The sequence below is a fragment of the Stenotrophomonas sp. G106K1 genome (genome assembly GCF_037969685.1).
Taxonomy (GTDB): domain Bacteria; phylum Pseudomonadota; class Gammaproteobacteria; order Xanthomonadales; family Xanthomonadaceae; genus Stenotrophomonas; species Stenotrophomonas lactitubi.
Map to the genome: position 1 here is coordinate 1 of NZ_JBBPFR010000027.1, position 14,664 is coordinate 14,664.

Here is a 14,664-nt window from a genome sequence, read left to right on the forward strand (position 1 = left end):
CCCCCCCCCCCCCCCCCACCGCCGCGCCTTCGACAGTTTCCCGATGCCTGGTAGATCCACGCCATGCGTGGATGAATCTCCATCGAGGTCCAATATTTCGACAATTGATCGAAATGCATCCACGCATGGCGTGGATCTACCGTGTCGACCAAGGTCGGCACCTACCAACAGCAGCGGACAACTGCCGAAGGCGGGGTGGGTCCGGTTGCGGGGGCGTGAGCCGCATGGATGCGGCGACCGAGCTTACAGGGACGTACTTGCAGCGTCCCCCACAACCGGTCCCACCCCGCCATCCCACTGATAGCCCGCTGTTGCTGTTGCTTTGGCTGTTGCTCCAGACCTCTGCGGGTGCAGGGCGCAGCCCTGCCGAACCACCCTTTACCTTGCCTGCTCGCAGAACTTCTGCCGGTACTCCAGCGCCTTCGGCATCAACGCCTGCAGATTCTGGATGCGGGTGCCCGGATTGGGGTGAGTCGAGGAGAATTCCGGCGGCGACTGGCCGCCACCCGCCTGACCCATGCGCTGCCACAACGGCACCGCCTCGCGCGGATCGAAACACGCCGCCGCCGCCAGCATCAGGCCTACTTCATCAGCCTGCGTCTCGTGGCTGCGCGCATACGGCAACAGATAGCCGTAGCCCATTGCCGACATCATCATCTGTTGCTGCTGTGCATCCATGCCACTGGCGGCGCCGGCCATCTGGCCGATCTGGGTCAGCTTCTGCTGGGCCATGCGCTGTGCACCGTGGCGCAGCAACGCATGGGCGATTTCATGGCCCATCACCACTGCCATCGCATCGCGGGTGCGTGCAACGGGAATCAACCCCGTATAGACGGCCATCTTGCCGCCGGGCAGGCAGAAGGCGTTCGCCTGCTCGGACGGAATCACGTTGACCTCCCACTCGAAGTCGCGGGCGAAATGTGCCGGTTGCAGCCCGTGTTCCTGCGCCAGCGCGGTCTCGACCACGTCCACCTTGGCGATCAGTCGCTCGGCAATCGCCCGGACATCCCGCGAGACCTGTTCGTTCGGGCCCAGCGGGCGCTCCTGCGACAGGATCTGCTGATAGGCCTGCAGGCCAAGTGCCTTCTCCTGGCTGGCATCCAAGCTGCTGTCGATCAGCACCTTCTCGCCGGTATAGGGGTCGACCGCACGGTTGGAGAACCAGTAGAACGCCGCATAGCCGGCGGCCAGCAGCAGCACCCACCAGCGGATGTTGCCGAACAGGCCACGCCGCTGCTGCGGCGAGCGGGAAAAAGGATCATTGCGCATCGGCTGGTCTTCCGGCTGACCCCGCCGGTCGGCGGGCACGGCGCAATCTTAGTGCGACGCTGCCTGCGGCGGGTGAAGCCGACGCCGATGCGAGCGCGTCCGTCAGATACCGCGGACCAGGCGGAAGCCGATGCGCGCGTTGGTGGTATCCGAATCCTGCGACTGCCGCCAGGCCGCCCGGGTCTGCTCCGGGGCATTGGCCCAGTTGCCACCCCGGATCACCCGTGAACGGCAGCCCGGGTTGAACCAGGCCACACCATCGGCCGGCGCGCGCCGATAGCTGGCATGCCAACAGTCGGCCACCCACTCGCTCAGGTTGCCGCCCATGTCATGCAGCCCGAAGCCGTTTGCCTGGAAACTGGCCACGGGCGCCGGCCCCCACCAACCATCGCCATAGCCGACAAAGGCGTTGTGCCAATGCCTGCCGGAGGGTGAAGCGTCCTTGCTGCCGGTGTAATTGCCACTGCCTTCCGGCGGCAGCCCGGCGTCGCCCCACGGGTAACGGCCACTGCTGCCGGCACGCATCGCGTACTCGAACTCGGCCTCGCTGGGCAGGCGGTAGCTGCGGCCGGTCTGCTCGGAGAGCCAGGTCGCGTAGTTCTCCGCATCACGCACGCTGACGTGCATCACCGGCGAATTGCCCAGTGCCCGCCCGCCGTCATAGTCGGATCGCCAGTCCACCCCGCTGCGACGGATGAAATTGCCACTGCGCTCGTCATAGACCACCGAATGTCCACGCCGGGTCGCACGTGGACGGGCATTGGTCGCCTTCACATAACGCTCGAAATCACCCACGGTGATCTCGGTGATCGCCATCGCGAATCCGCGCTCGAAGCGCACATAGTGCGACGGCCGCTCCGCATCGGTCGCGCCCGGCTCGGTATCACTGGCGCCCATCTGGAATCCGCCGTGTGGCACCACGATCATCTGCGGTCCACGGCCGCCATCACGCAGCGCGTCGCTGAACACCTGCCCCGGCCGGAAGCTGCCGTAATGGGTCGCCAGCTCGATGCGCTCGCGCAGCTGCACCACCACCGCGTCGCCCGGCAAGGCGATGCGCAGCGCTTCGGCCAGCTTCTCGCGCGCAGGCTTCAGTCCCTGCGGGGTGGTCAGATCATGCAGGCCGCCATCGCGCAGCTGGACCAGCGCCGCGGTACGGATCTGCTCGATGCGCTCGAACGCATCGGCGATGGTCGGTGATGAGTCCCGCACCTTGCTGGCTTCTGCCAACCACGCGCCGGCACTGGCGAAATCACGGATGCGCGCGGCGTCCTCGGCCCGCCGGATCAGCCCGCTTTCCGCAGCGGCCAGACCCTGTCGTGCACGGCGGTTGTCCGGGTCCAGCGCCAGTGCCTCGCGGAAGTTGCCGATGGCGCCGTCGCCCGCTTCACCGATCCGGTCGGCACGCAGATCGTCCTCGCCCGCGCGGTTGTAGGCGACCACGCGCTGCGCCGTCTCCACCCGGCCCTGCAGGGCGCGCACCTTCTCATCCTTCGGCGCCAGGGCCAGCAGCACCAGCGCCTGGCCCCCGGCTTCGGCCAGTGCCTCACGCTGCTGCAAGGGCCGCTGCAGCAACGCATCGGCCTGCTGCAGCAACTTCTGTTTCGCGCGTTGCAGCCCCTGCCGCGCCTGCCGATCATCGGGTTCCTCTTCCTGCACCGCCAGCCACAGCGGAACTGCCGCATCGCCATCTTCGTACAGATGCCCCCGCGCGAATGCCTGATCGGCAGCCCGGCGCAGCTGTGCCAGCGTACGCCCCTGGCGATCGACCCGCGGTGGCGTCCACTGCTGGATGTCCTCGTCCGCATCGTCACCGGCAATGGTCACCGTGCCCTGCCTGCTAGCAGGTGCCGGACCGGCCTCTGGTGCGGGATCGGCCGGCTGGCCTGCGGTGCCACCGGAGGTCTGCGCAGGGGGCGACGGCGTGCAACCGGCCAGGCCCACGGCCAAGGCGGTAAACAGCGCGGGCGACAGCAGAAAACGCAAGCAGGGCCTCCTTCGGCACGGATGCGGACCGACGTTAGGCTATTCTCACCTGCCTGAGCAAACACGAGTAGTAGGCCCCGACCTGTGGCAACCTGGATCACCACCCCCGCCGAGCTGGACACATACCGCCAGCAGCGGCCGACCCGCATCGGCCTGGATACCGAATTCATCCGTGAACGCACCTTCTGGCCGCAGCTGGCGCTGGTGCAGATGGCCGTCGGCGAGGACATCCTGCTGATCGACCCGTTGATTCCCGGCATGCCCGAGGCGTTGGCACCGTGGCTGGCCGATGAATCCATCACCAAGGTGATGCACAGCGCCAGCGAAGACCTGGTGGCGTTCAAGTGGACCTGCGGCGTGCTGCCGCGCCCGTTGTTCGACACCCAGATCGGCGCCGCCCTGGCCGGTATCGGTGCTGGCATGGGCTACCAGAAGCTGGTGCAGGAGATCACCGGGGTAGCACTGGAAAAGGGCGAAACCCGCTCGGACTGGATGCGCAGGCCGCTGTCGGAGTCGCAGCTGAAGTACGCCGCCGACGACGTCGAGCATCTGTTCGCGATGCATGATGCGATTTCCGCCAAGCTGGAATCGCTGGGGCGCCAGCAGTGGCTGCACGACGACGGCGAGCGCCTGCTGGCCAGCGTCGCCAATGACGAGGACCGCTGGCCCCACCTGGGCATGCGCTCGGCGCAGTTCCTCGACGCGCCCGCGCAGCGCCGCCTGCTGCGCCTGCTGCGCTGGCGCGATGTGCAGGCGCGCGCCAGCGACCGTCCGCGCAGCTGGATCCTGGACAATGAACTGGCGGCGACCCTGGCACGCACCCCGCCAGCCGACGTGGCTGCATTGAGCAAGCTGTTCGAACAGTTCCCGAAGGCGCCGCGCAAGCTTGCTGCTGCCGTATGGCAGGCGCTGGATACGCCGTTGGCCGACGAAACCGATGCGCCGTTGGCGATGCAGGCCAGCGATGCCAGCAAGCAGCTGCTGAAGAAGCTGCAGGATGCGGTGGCCGAACGCAGCCGCGAGCTCGGCCTGGCCGACGGCGTGCTGGCCTCACGCAAGCATCTGGAAAGCTATCTGGAGCATCGGCAGTGGCCTGCCGCACTGGCCGGTTGGCGCCAGCAGGAACTGGAGCCGCGGTTGCAGGCATTGCTGCCGGCACTCTGAGGAACCGCGGACAACGAAAAACGGCGCTCGATGAGCGCCGTTTTCGATACTCCAACCGATAGTGCTTACCAGTTCATGTTCAGCGAAACACCCACGGTGCGCGGCTCGTTGTAGACCGCGGCCATGTAGTTCTCGATCACACCCTTGAGGTTCTTCTCGTTGGTGATGTTGCGCGCGAACAGCGCCACTTCGTAGGCACCGTAGTTGCCCGAATAGCCGATCTTCAGGCCACCCTCGAAATCACCCTTGGAGTTGAACTCCTGGCTGTCGTACAGCACGAAGCTGGTGTAGCCCTGCTTGTTCCAGTCGGTGGACACGAACATCGTGGCCGCGTCGCTGACCGGGAAGTCGTAACGCGCTGCCAGGTTGATGTTGTACTTCGGTGCGTTCGGCAGCGGGTTGCCGTCGATCTGCGCGAAGGTGTTGGCACCGACCTTGATGGTCGGATCGTTCACCGTGCACACCACCTGGCCGTTCAGGCCGCAGACCTGTGCGTAGACGCGCTTGTCCTTGATCTCGCTGTGCAGCAGGCTCAGGCCGGCGCTCAGGGTCAGGTTCTGGATCGGGCGCAGCTCCATGTCCGCTTCGAAGCCGTAGGCCTTGGCCTTGTCGGCGTTGAACAGCACGCCGTTGCCGTCCGAATCGTTGCCGTTGAGCTGGATGTCGTTGACGGTGTAGGTGAACGCGGTGGCATTCAAACGCAGGCGGTTGTCCCACAGGCTGCTCTTCACGCCGGCTTCCCAGGACAGGATCGTCTCCGAATCGGCGGTGGTGAAGTCGGCATTGAACACAGCCGAACGACCCTGGATGGTCGGACCACGGAAGCCGCGCGCGACCTTCGCATAGACACTCACGTCCGGGGTGACCTGATACATCGCGCTCAGATCCCAGCTCGGGGTCGTGTCGGTCATCTTGACGTCGGTGCGGCCCTTGTAGGTGACCAGGCCGGTGGCGGTATCAGCCGTCTTCAGCAGGCGCGTGTGCTTCTCATCGCGGGTCTGGCGCAGGCCGGCGGTGACGGTGAACTTGTCGGTGAAGGCGTAGCTGAGCTGGCCGAAACCGGCCCACGAGGTGTTCTTGTTGCGCAGGCGCACCCAGTTGTTGGGGTTGCGCGCCGCGCCCTTCAGGAACCAGGCGCGCTGGTAGAAGTCGGTGGTATCGCTGCCGTTGAAGTAGAACGCGCCGGCCTGCCACTGCAGGGCGCTGTCATCGTGGCTGGCCAGGCGGAATTCCTGGGTCCACTGGTCCAGGTCACGGATCTGGCCCATCGACTGGCCATAGCCGTTCGGCACACCATTGACCGGGAAGTTGACCGCGGCGCCGCCGTCGGTGTCACCGCGGCTGTAACCGGAGGTGGTTTCGTACGCGGTGATCGAGGTGAAGTCGATCGCGCCGAAGTCATAACGCGCCTTCACCGAACCGCCGTAGGTCTTGTACGCCTGCGGGTTGTTGTCGGCCTCGTCGTAGGCCACCTGGTCACGCGGCACGTCGGTCTTGTTCGAGCCCTTGGTCAGCGCGTTGCGCAGGAACAGGGTCGAGGTGCCTTCGTAATCGCGGGCGTGGGCCGAAGCAAGGATCGAGAACTGGTCGCTCGGGGTCAGCAGCAGCTGCGCACGCACGTTGCGGTCGTCGAAGCCCCCCATGGCGTTCTTCTTCGGGCTGACCGTGCCGTCGGCGCTGGGGCCGGTGTAGGTGTTGTCGACGTAGTCGTCGCGGTGCTGGTACAGGGCCGACACACGGAACGAGGCAATGTCGTTGATCGGGCCGCCGAAGCCACCGTCGATCGACACGCTGTTGTAGGAGGCGTAGCTGGCGCTGACGCGGCCGCTGTAGTCCTGGGTCGGCTTGAGGGTGTCGAACTTGACGATGCCGGCGGTGGTGTTGCGGCCGAACAGCGAGCCCTGCGGACCGCGCAGCACTTCCACCTGGTCCACGTCATAGACCGGGTTGGACTTCAGCACCACGTGTTCCAGCACGACGTCGTCCTGGATGATCGACACCGGCTGCGACGCACCCAGGTAGAAATCGATGTTGCCCAGGCCGCGGATGTAGAAGCGCGGGAAGATGCGGCCGGTGGTGGTTTCCGCATACAGGCTCGGCACGCGGCCGGACAGCGCCAGCAGGGTGTCGTCGCCGCCGGCGGTGAAGTCGCGCATGCGCTCGCCCTGCACCACGCCTACCGACACCGGCACTTCCTGCAGGTTCTGCTCGCGGTGCTCGGCGGTCACGGTGATGGTGTCCAGCCCGGTCGGGGTCGGAGCATTGTCCTGCGCGGCAGCACCGAAGCTGGCAGCCAGGGCCAGGCCTGCACAGGCCAGGGCCAGCGGATGGCGACGGAAGGAAACGAGGGAGGACGACATGCCCGACGAACGGCGGGAATCGGAATGGGAAGGCATCGAAAGCTCTGAGGAGGCGTCCGTGCGGCCTGCGCTGACCGGGCGGCAAATAGGAGGAAAACTGCGCAAGCGGCCATTATCCTCCAAATTGTTACAATTTCGTTGCGCCGGCAGACAGCAAGGGCATCAAGCCGTTTTCGGCACAGTCCGGCCTCAGCCGGCCTTTGGCAACGGCGCCAGCGCAACCTCGACCATCGCCAACAGGCGTTCGCGGCTGACGCCGTCTCGCGCCTGTACCGAGATGCCATGCAGCACCGTGGCGAAATGATCGCCCAGGGCCTGCACGGACAGATCAGCGGCCAGCCCGCCGGCTGCCTGCGCCTGCTGCAGCCGCGCGATGATCGCCGCCGTGCGCTGGCGACGATGGCTGGCCAGCCAGTCACGTACGCCCTCGCCCTCCGGTGACACGCTGCTGGCCGAGGACACCACCAGGCAGCCATGCGGACGACCACGACGGGTATAGGTAAGCACGGCATCACGCAGCATGCTGCCGATCGCATCGCGCAGTGACGCCTGCTCCAGCGCGCGCGGCGCGAAGCCGCCCTCGCCTTCTTCGTACAGCGCCACCGCTTCGCGGAACAACTGCTCCTTGCTGCCGAACGCGGCGTAGATGCGCGCCGAAGCAATGCCAAGCGCTTCGACCAGGGCCGACATCGAGGTGCCCTCATAGCCGTGCTGCCAGAACAGCAGCATCGCCTTGCGCAATGCCTGGTCCCTGTCGAATTCGCGCGGTCGCCCTGCCATCTGCCTGCCTGCCGTTCTGAGGCGCGCAGTGTAACGCGGGTGTTGACCATCCCGATGCACGCGCCTATTCTTTGTTGATCGACAAACAATTGGAGCAACACATGCAAACCCTCAAAGGCCCCAGCCTGCATCTGGCGCAGTTCGCTGGCGACCAGACGCCGTTCGACAGCCTGTCCGGCATCGCCGCCTGGGCGGCCGGCCACGGCTTCAAGGCCCTGCAGATTCCGGCATGGGACGCGCGCCTGTTCGACCTGGCCACCGCTGCCGACAGCCAGGACTACTGCGACGACATCCGCGGCACCCTGGCCGAGCACGGCCTGCAGGTCAGCGAGCTGACCACCCACATCCTCGGCCAGCTGGTCGCCGTGCATCCGGCCTACGATGAGCTGTGCGATGGCTTCGCGCCGGAAGCACTGCGCGGCAACCCGAAGGCCCGCAGCGAATGGGCGCAGCAGCAGCTGCACCTGGCCGCCCGCGCCTCGCGCCGGCTCGGCCTGCAGGACATGGGCACCTTCTCCGGTTCGTTCGCCTGGCCCTACCTGTTCCCGTTCCCGCAGCGTCCCCCGGGCCTGATCGATGCCGCATTCGATGAGCTGGCGCGCCGCTGGCGGCCCATCCTCGATACCTGCGAGGACAACGGCATCAACCTCTGCTACGAAATCCATCCCAGCGAAGACCTGCACGACGGCACCAGCTTCGAACGCTTCTTCGAGCGCGTGGGCCAGCATGAGCGCTGCCGCATCCTGTTCGATCCCAGCCACTTCGTGCTGCAGCAGCTGGATTACCTGCAGTTCCTGGACATCTACCATCCGCTGATCCGCATGTTCCATGTCAAGGACGCGGAGTTCCGCCCCAATGGCCGCCAGGGCATATACGGAGGCTACGCCGACTGGACCGAACGCGCGGGCCGCTTCCGTTCGCTGGGCGATGGCCAGGTCGATTTCAAGTCGATCTTCTCCAAGCTGGCGCAGTACGACTACGCCGGCTGGGCAACGCTGGAATGGGAGTGCTGCCTGAAGGACCAGGAAGCCGGTGCGCGCGAAGGTGCCGCCTTCATCCGTGACCACATCATTCCGGTCACCGACAAGATCTTCGACGACTTCGCCGGCGCGCCGATCAGCAGCGCCCAGATGCAGCACATGCTCGGCATCGCCTGAGCCCCCACAGGAACATTCCCATGACGAACTTCCCCACCGCTGGCACCCCCGGCGACGATACCCTGCGCCACCACTACCTGCGCATCGACGGCCAGCGCGTGCATTGCGTCTCCGCTGGCAGCGGGCACCCGGTGCTGTTGATCCCGGGCTGGCCGCAGACCTGGTACGCCTGGCGCCACGTGCTGCATGCGCTGGCCGAGGCCGGTTTCGAAGCGATCGCGGTCGACCCGCCCGGCATCGGCGAATCCGATCGTCCCGCGCACGGTTACGACACCGGCAGTGCCGCCGCGGTACTGCATCAGACCATGCAGGCCCTCGGCCACGAGCGCTACCAGGTGGTCGGCCATGACATCGGCATGTGGATCGCCTATGCGTTGGCCAGCGACCAGCCGCAGGCGGTGCAGCGCCTGGCCGTGACCGAAGCGGTCATTCCCGGGCTGGCACCTGAGCCGGGCATCTTCGCCGCGCCAGCCGACAACATCTTCCTGTGGCACTTCATGTTCAACCAGGTGGCCGATCTACCCGAGGCACTCATCAGCGGTCGCGAACGCGCCTACCTGGATTTCATGTTCGACCGCTGGTCGTACCGGCGCGATGCGGTGGCCAGCGAAACCTATATCGCTGCCTACAGCCGGCCCGGCGCGTTGCGTGCAGGGTTTGCCTGGTACCGCGCGATCCCGGAAACCATCCGCCAGAACCAGATCCGCGCACAACGCCGGTTGACGATGCCGGTGCTGGCCATCGGCGCCGAGCACGCCACCGGCAACGCCCCGATGCTGACCCTGCAGCCGCACGCCGATGACCTGCGCGGCAGCGTCGTGCCGGGCTGCGGCCACTTCATCATGGAAGAAGCACCGCACGCCTTCCTCGCCCAGCTGCTGCCATTCCTGCAGGAGGCTGACCATGCCGCTTGAACCTGCGTTGCAGGCGTTCGCCGATGCAGTGGCGGCGCAACCGTTGCCGGACGATCTGCTGGAACTGCGCGCGCTCAGCGAGCAGGCGCTGCCCACACTGCAGGGTGCCACCGAGGCGGTATCGCATGTCGTGGAGCACGTCATCAGCGCGCGCGACGATCATGCGCTGGTCGTGCGCCTGTACACGCCCGCAGCCGCCAGCAGCGAGCCGCGCCCTGCCCTGTTGTTCGCCCACGGCGGTGGCTGGTTCCAGTGCTCGCTGGCGGTCTATGACGGCCCCTGCCGGGCCCTGGCCAATGCCAGCGGTCATGTCATCGCGGCCGTCGGCTATCGCCTGGCCCCGGAGCATCCGTTCCCGACGCCGCTGCACGACGTCGCCGACGCCTGGCTGTGGCTGCACGCCAATGCCACAGTCCTGGGCCTTGATCCAGCGCGTCTGGTCATCGGTGGTGACAGCGCTGGCGGCAATCTCGCCGCCGCGTGCTGCCTGCTGCTGCGCGATCAGGGACTGCCACTGCCATCGCATCAACTGCTGCTGTACCCGGCACTGGATGCCACCATGTCCAGCAGCAGCTACCGCGAGTTCGCCGACGGCTACTACCTCAGCGCCGAACTGATGCAGCGCTGCTGGCAGGCCTACCTGGGCGACGGTGACCGCCGACAGGCACTGGCCTCGCCCCTGCACGCCCGCGATCTGCGCGGGCTGCCGGCGGCCACAGTACTGAGCTGTGAGTTCGACCCGTTGCGCGACGAAGCTGAACAGTACGCCGCGCAGCTGCGGGAGGCGGGCGTGGACTGCACGCTGGAGCGCCTGCCGGGAATGATCCATGCCTGCATCCACCTGCATGGTGTGTCGGCTGCGACCGACATCGCGATCCAGCGCGCGGCGGCCCTGCTGCCCTGAGCCAAGCCTGCAGCGGCGCAGATCACCTGCGCCGCTGTGTTCGGCCTGCCCCTTTGCAGCCGGCACCGGCCAGCGCTATGCTAGGGACGTCACGTGGCGCCAGCTCCGCTGCCCACGGGATGCAATACCCCCCATGGGGCCATAGCTCAGCTGGGAGAGCGCGTCGTTCGCAATGACGAGGTCAGGAGTTCGATCCTCCTTGGCTCCACCATATGAAAAAACAGAAAGCCCCGGCTCTGCCGGGGCTTTCTGTTCTGGCCAGACGCTCAGGCCGGGTCCTGCCCGCCGTCCTTGCGCACCGGTGAACGCGAATGTGCATCGCGCACCTTCTGATCCTGTTGGCCGGGACGCTGCTTTGCCACTTCATCCTGCTGCCGGTCCTGCCGACTCTCCTGCACACCCTCGTGTGCGTTCGTGGTCTTCTTGTCGTGTTCGGTCATGAATCGCTCCCACGGCGCCGGCAACAGGCCGGCGTGACGCAGACAACGCTATCCGCGCCTGCGTGATGCGGTGGTCGGCTGCCCGCGAACAGCGCGTGCATCCATCACGCTCCTGCAGTGCTTGTGATCGTCATCGTCGCGTGGTCACAATCGGCGAGTCACCTCGCACAAGGACGCGCCATGTATCGCCCTGCCCTGTTGATCCCGCTGCTCCTCGCCACTGGCTGCGCGCATCGCCTTGACCGGCAACCAGCGCCGCCACCGGGCTATATCGGCAACTACGAAGCGGTGCGTGCGGCGCAGGATGATCCCTCTCGCGGCATCTCCGGCGTTTTCGTGCTGACCGTGCAGGCCAGCGGTACCGAAGGCGAGCGCATCTACCTCAACAGCGAGCGCGATTACCGACATCCACTCAACATCACGCTCAACATCGATGCCGCGCTGCGCCCGGAACTGGAAAAAGCGTTCGGCATGAAGCTCGAACAGCTGCAGAACCGGCGCCTGCTGGTGCGCGGTACTGCGGGTCGGGTACGCATCGCCTTCATCGATTCGAACGGCCGGCAGAGCGACAAGTACTACTACCAGACCCAGATCCAGATCCGCGACGCCAATCAACTGCGCTTCGCCCAGTAGGCCAACGAACGGCGTGCGTTGAAGAAGGAAGGCACCGGAATGTTTCGGCGCCTTCAAGACGCAATCGCTCAATCCAGCTTCACCACCAGCTTGCCGAAGTTGCGCCCCTGCAGCAGGCCAAAGAAGGCTTCCGGTGCATTCTCAATCCCCTGCACGACGTCTTCGCGGTACTGGATACGCCCATCGCGCAGCCACTGCGGCATGTCGCGCTCGAAATCCGGCCACCGATGCTTGAAGTCATGGACGATGAAGCCCCGCACGGTCAGCCGCTGGCGCAGGATCTGGCTGAACAGTGCCGGCAGCCTATCCGGCCCAGGCTGCGCGACGCCGCGGGCGTTGTAGGTGGCGATGGTTCCGCATACCGGAATGCGCGCGAAATCATTGAGCAGCGGCAGCACGGCGTCGAGCACATGCCCGCCCACATTCTCGAAATACACGTCGATGCCATCCGGTACGGCAGCACGCAGCTGCGCTGCAAAATCGGAGGCGCGATGGTCCAGCGCCACATCCACGCCCAGTGTTTCCAGGTACGCCCGCTTGGCCTCGCCACCGGCGATGGCGACCACGCGTGCACCCTGCAGCTTGGCCAGCTGCGCCACGGTGGCACCGACCGGGCCACTGGCCGCGGCCACCACCAGGGTCTCACCGGGTTGCAGCTTGCCTATTTCGATCAGGCTGGAGTACGCGGTGAACCCCGGCATGCCGTACACGCCCAGCGCCGTGCTCAGCGGCAGCCCGGCCGGATCCAGCCGCCGGCCGATCGCATCGCCCGCCACCACGGCATGGGTCTGCCAACCACCAGGGGCCAGCACCAGGTCGCCCACCGCCAGGCCAGGCGCCTGCGACTGCAGTACTTCGGCCACGGTCTGGCCTTCCATCACCGCATCCACGGCCACCGGCGGCGCGTATGACAGGCCATCGTCCATGCGTCCTCGCATGTACGGATCCAGCGACAGGTAACGGTTGCGCAGCAGCACCTGGCCGGGTGCCAGCGCCGGCAGGGCCGTCTGTTCGAGGCGGAAGTTGGCGGCGACCGGCGCACCTTGCGGACGCGAGGCGAGCACGATGCGGGTGGTTGAATCGGACATGTCCAATGGCTCTGCTGCGGGCAGCGTCGGGGAGGGGAACCGCGACAGTACGCCGCGTCCTGCCCTCGTGGGCGCTATGAAAACAGCGTTCCATCGGTGCCTCCCCATTCCGCCGCTGCATCGCTTGCCCCGTCAGCTTTGGCGCCAGCGACGGGCTGCTGTTTTCCGCGTCCAGCATTTCCGGCCAAGCTGGCTCAACGCAGGATCAACCACTTGCAGGGCCTTCCACCGGCCGCAGACACCAATGTGAAGGTTTTTTTCCAAAACGCTTGCCGAACCTGTCCTACGTCCGTAATATGCGCGTCCTCGGCAGCGACATCGCTGCAACGAAACAAGTGGCCGAGTAGCTCAGTTGGTAGAGCAGGGGATTGAAAATCCCCGTGTCGGCGGTTCGATTCCGTCCTCGGCCACCACTTTCGAAGACCTGCAGAAATGCAGGTCTTTTTTTTCTACATGGCCGAGTAGCTCAGTTGGTAGAGCAGGGGATTGAAAATCCCCGTGTCGGCGGTTCGATTCCGTCCTCGGCCACCACTTTCGAAGACCTGCAGAAATGCAGGTCTTTTTTTGTCTGTGATTTGTCTGTGACTTTCCGACCAAGCACCACGTGGATCACGCCGCATCGATCCTGCGCGGATGCGGCCACACCGGTTGACGAAACATTCACACCTCCGCGTGCCGGGCAACCTACGCTCCAGAGTCCTGCCCGGAGCCGCCCCATGCATCTGCGCCCTGCCCTGCTCGCCTGCCTGCTGCTTTTCGCCGCACCGGCACTCGCTGCCGAGCCCGTGCGCGCCGTCAGCGAACTGGACATCGATCGCTACGCCGGCCAGTGGCACGAGATCGCCCATCTGCCGGTATCGTTCCAGAAGCAGTGCGTGGGCGAGATCACCGCCAACTACGGGCTGCGCCGCGATGGCCGCATCAGCGTCACCAATGCCTGCCGCAAGGCCGATGGCGAGCGGGTTGTCGCCGAAGGCGTGGCGCGACCCGTTGCGGGACAGCCCGGGCAGCTGCAGGTGCGCTTCGTTCCCGACTGGCTGAGCTGGGTGCCGCTGGTCTGGGCCGACTACTGGGTGATCGCGCTGGACCCGGACTACCAGTGGGCGATGGTCGGTGAACCCGGTCACAAGTATCTGTGGATCCTCGCGCGCCTGCCGGAGATGGACCGCGCCCTGTTCGACCGGCTCAAGGCAAAGGCCGAAGCAATGGGCTACGACCTCGCACCGCTGCGCATGATGGCGCCCCTGCGCGACGCGCCCGCCGATTGAGGCGCCGCCCAACCGGGGCACGCTACGTCCGTAATCCGGCATCGCGCACGCCTCGCGTACATCTTCACGCGCTACCCTCTGTGGCCGGTCGCCGCAGGCGACCCATTCCACCATACGCCGTAGTATGCTTATTCCACGCACCGCCTTCAGAGGACCTGCGCCCATGCTCCACCGCTTCCGTACCGCCTTGATCGTCCTGTGCACCCTGGCCCTGGTCGCTTGCGGCGATGGCATCGTCAAGCGTGTCTCGGAACCGGCCGCGAGCCTGCAGCAGCTGACCGTGCAGGCCAATGGCGACTGGACCGTCGCCCTGCGTCTGCAGAACTACAGTTCGATGCCGATGAGCTTCGACGACGTCGCGCTGGCCTTGACCATCGGCGACACCGAGGCCGGCCCCCTGTCCGCCAAGCCGGGCATCTCCATCGGCGGCGTTTCCGCCGATGTCATCAACGTCAACTTCAAGCCCAGCCCAGCCGCACGCCTGGTGATCGCCGACGCGCTGGCCAGCAACCGCACCCTCGCCTACAGCCTGAAGGGCACGGTGTCGGCCACGCCGCAGGAAAAGAAGCAGCGCACCTTCGATATCAACAGCCGCAGCACGCTGAACCAGGCCCCGGGCCTGCCCGGCGTACTTCGCTGATCTCCGCTTTCCGCCGCGACGCATCGCGCCGCTCCCCCTGTTACTGATCAAATCGAGACGC

General features: G+C 66.1%; 13 protein-coding genes and 3 tRNA genes. 10 read left to right on the plus strand and 6 right to left on the minus strand.

Going from position 1 to position 14,664, the window contains the following annotated elements; translation table 11 throughout:
- Positions 1 to 378: 378 nt before the first annotated feature.
- Positions 379 to 1,269: a M48 family metallopeptidase gene (locus WKB25_RS18315; RefSeq protein WP_100553057.1), complete on the minus strand. Its 891-nt coding sequence runs from the start codon at positions 1,267 to 1,269 to the stop codon at positions 379 to 381.
- 102 nt (positions 1,270 to 1,371) lie between these two features.
- Entirely contained in the window at positions 1,372 to 3,255 is a 1,884-nt protein-coding gene (locus WKB25_RS18320) for a formylglycine-generating enzyme family protein (protein ID WP_340572194.1), read from the minus strand.
- Positions 3,256 to 3,339: 84 nt separating this feature from the next.
- Between WKB25_RS18320 and rnd the strand changes: the two genes are divergently transcribed.
- The gene (gene rnd, locus WKB25_RS18325) at positions 3,340 to 4,419 is read left to right on the plus strand and encodes a ribonuclease D (protein ID WP_340572196.1); all 1,080 of its coding nucleotides are present in this window, start codon (positions 3,340 to 3,342) and stop codon (positions 4,417 to 4,419) included.
- A 65-nt stretch (positions 4,420 to 4,484) separates the two neighbouring features.
- On the opposite strand, the gene WKB25_RS18330 is transcribed toward rnd, so the two are convergent.
- On the minus strand, positions 4,485 to 6,815 hold the full coding sequence (locus tag WKB25_RS18330; RefSeq protein ID WP_340572198.1) for a TonB-dependent receptor: 2,331 nt from the start codon (positions 6,813 to 6,815) through the stop codon (positions 4,485 to 4,487).
- A 153-nt stretch (positions 6,816 to 6,968) separates the two neighbouring features.
- A complete protein-coding gene (locus WKB25_RS18335; protein ID WP_340572200.1) occupies positions 6,969 to 7,559 on the minus strand; it encodes a helix-turn-helix domain-containing protein in 591 nt (196 codons plus the stop codon).
- Between the two features lie 101 nt (positions 7,560 to 7,660).
- Here WKB25_RS18335 and WKB25_RS18340 point away from each other — a divergent pair, with 101 nt between their 5' ends.
- The 4 genes from WKB25_RS18340 to WKB25_RS18355 all read left to right on the plus strand — a co-directional run bounded on the left by WKB25_RS18340 (position 7,661) and on the right by WKB25_RS18355 (position 10,745).
- A complete protein-coding gene (locus WKB25_RS18340; RefSeq protein WP_340572202.1) occupies positions 7,661 to 8,716 on the plus strand; it encodes a sugar phosphate isomerase/epimerase family protein in 1,056 nt (351 codons plus the stop codon).
- 20 nt (positions 8,717 to 8,736) lie between these two features.
- Entirely contained in the window at positions 8,737 to 9,630 is an 894-nt protein-coding gene (locus WKB25_RS18345) for an alpha/beta hydrolase (RefSeq protein ID WP_340572204.1), read from the plus strand.
- Entirely contained in the window at positions 9,620 to 10,534 is a 915-nt protein-coding gene (locus tag WKB25_RS18350) for an alpha/beta hydrolase (protein ID WP_340572206.1), read from the plus strand. The genes WKB25_RS18345 and WKB25_RS18350 overlap by 11 nt, the downstream gene beginning before the upstream one ends.
- A 135-nt stretch (positions 10,535 to 10,669) precedes the next feature.
- A tRNA-Ala gene (locus tag WKB25_RS18355) sits at positions 10,670 to 10,745 on the plus strand.
- 55 nt (positions 10,746 to 10,800) lie between these two features.
- On the opposite strand, the gene WKB25_RS18360 is transcribed toward WKB25_RS18355, so the two are convergent.
- Complete coding sequence (locus tag WKB25_RS18360; RefSeq protein ID WP_340572207.1) at positions 10,801 to 10,974, minus strand: hypothetical protein; 174 nt, start codon at positions 10,972 to 10,974, stop codon at positions 10,801 to 10,803.
- A 180-nt stretch (positions 10,975 to 11,154) separates the two neighbouring features.
- Here WKB25_RS18360 and WKB25_RS18365 point away from each other — a divergent pair, with 180 nt between their 5' ends.
- Positions 11,155 to 11,607 (plus strand): hypothetical protein, encoded by a 453-nt coding sequence (locus WKB25_RS18365; protein WP_340572209.1) that lies wholly within the window; start codon positions 11,155 to 11,157, stop codon positions 11,605 to 11,607.
- 68 nt (positions 11,608 to 11,675) lie between these two features.
- Here WKB25_RS18365 and WKB25_RS18370 read toward each other — a convergent pair whose 3' ends face one another.
- Positions 11,676 to 12,695 carry an NADP-dependent oxidoreductase gene (locus tag WKB25_RS18370; RefSeq protein ID WP_340572211.1) on the minus strand — a complete coding sequence of 340 codons (1,020 nt, stop codon included), beginning with the start codon at positions 12,693 to 12,695 and terminating at the stop codon, positions 11,676 to 11,678.
- A gap of 337 nt (positions 12,696 to 13,032) precedes the next feature.
- Between WKB25_RS18370 and WKB25_RS18375 the strand changes: the two genes are divergently transcribed.
- From WKB25_RS18375 to WKB25_RS18390, 4 genes are all read left to right on the plus strand, one after another.
- Positions 13,033 to 13,108 (plus strand) — tRNA-Phe (locus WKB25_RS18375).
- 42 nt (positions 13,109 to 13,150) lie between these two features.
- A tRNA-Phe gene (locus WKB25_RS18380) sits at positions 13,151 to 13,226 on the plus strand.
- A 185-nt stretch (positions 13,227 to 13,411) separates the two neighbouring features.
- The gene (locus WKB25_RS18385; protein ID WP_340572212.1) at positions 13,412 to 13,963 is read left to right on the plus strand and encodes a lipocalin family protein; all 552 of its coding nucleotides are present in this window, start codon (positions 13,412 to 13,414) and stop codon (positions 13,961 to 13,963) included.
- Between the two features lie 163 nt (positions 13,964 to 14,126).
- A complete protein-coding gene (locus WKB25_RS18390; protein WP_100460875.1) occupies positions 14,127 to 14,603 on the plus strand; it encodes an LEA type 2 family protein in 477 nt (158 codons plus the stop codon).
- The last annotated feature ends 61 nt before the right edge of the window (positions 14,604 to 14,664 follow it).

Excerpts from the sequence above, each read along its gene's own strand:
- WKB25_RS18390 (WP_100460875.1), top strand. The coding sequence starts at position 14,127 with ATGCTCCACCGCTTCCGTACCGCCTTGATCGTCCTGTGCACCCTGGCC.
- WKB25_RS18340 (WP_340572202.1), top strand. The coding sequence starts at position 7,661 with ATGCAAACCCTCAAAGGCCCCAGCCTGCATCTGGCGCAGTTCGCTGGC.
- WKB25_RS18330 (WP_340572198.1), bottom strand. The coding sequence starts at position 6,815 with ATGCCTTCCCATTCCGATTCCCGCCGTTCGTCGGGCATGTCGTCCTCC.
- WKB25_RS18350 (WP_340572206.1), top strand. The coding sequence starts at position 9,620 with ATGCCGCTTGAACCTGCGTTGCAGGCGTTCGCCGATGCAGTGGCGGCG.
- WKB25_RS18365 (WP_340572209.1), top strand. The coding sequence starts at position 11,155 with ATGTATCGCCCTGCCCTGTTGATCCCGCTGCTCCTCGCCACTGGCTGC.
- WKB25_RS18345 (WP_340572204.1), top strand. The coding sequence starts at position 8,737 with ATGACGAACTTCCCCACCGCTGGCACCCCCGGCGACGATACCCTGCGC.
- WKB25_RS18385 (WP_340572212.1), top strand. The coding sequence starts at position 13,412 with ATGCATCTGCGCCCTGCCCTGCTCGCCTGCCTGCTGCTTTTCGCCGCA.
- WKB25_RS18335 (WP_340572200.1), bottom strand. The coding sequence starts at position 7,559 with ATGGCAGGGCGACCGCGCGAATTCGACAGGGACCAGGCATTGCGCAAG.
- WKB25_RS18315 (WP_100553057.1), bottom strand. The coding sequence starts at position 1,269 with ATGCGCAATGATCCTTTTTCCCGCTCGCCGCAGCAGCGGCGTGGCCTG.
- WKB25_RS18370 (WP_340572211.1), bottom strand. The coding sequence starts at position 12,695 with ATGTCCGATTCAACCACCCGCATCGTGCTCGCCTCGCGTCCGCAAGGT.
- WKB25_RS18360 (WP_340572207.1), bottom strand. The coding sequence starts at position 10,974 with ATGACCGAACACGACAAGAAGACCACGAACGCACACGAGGGTGTGCAG.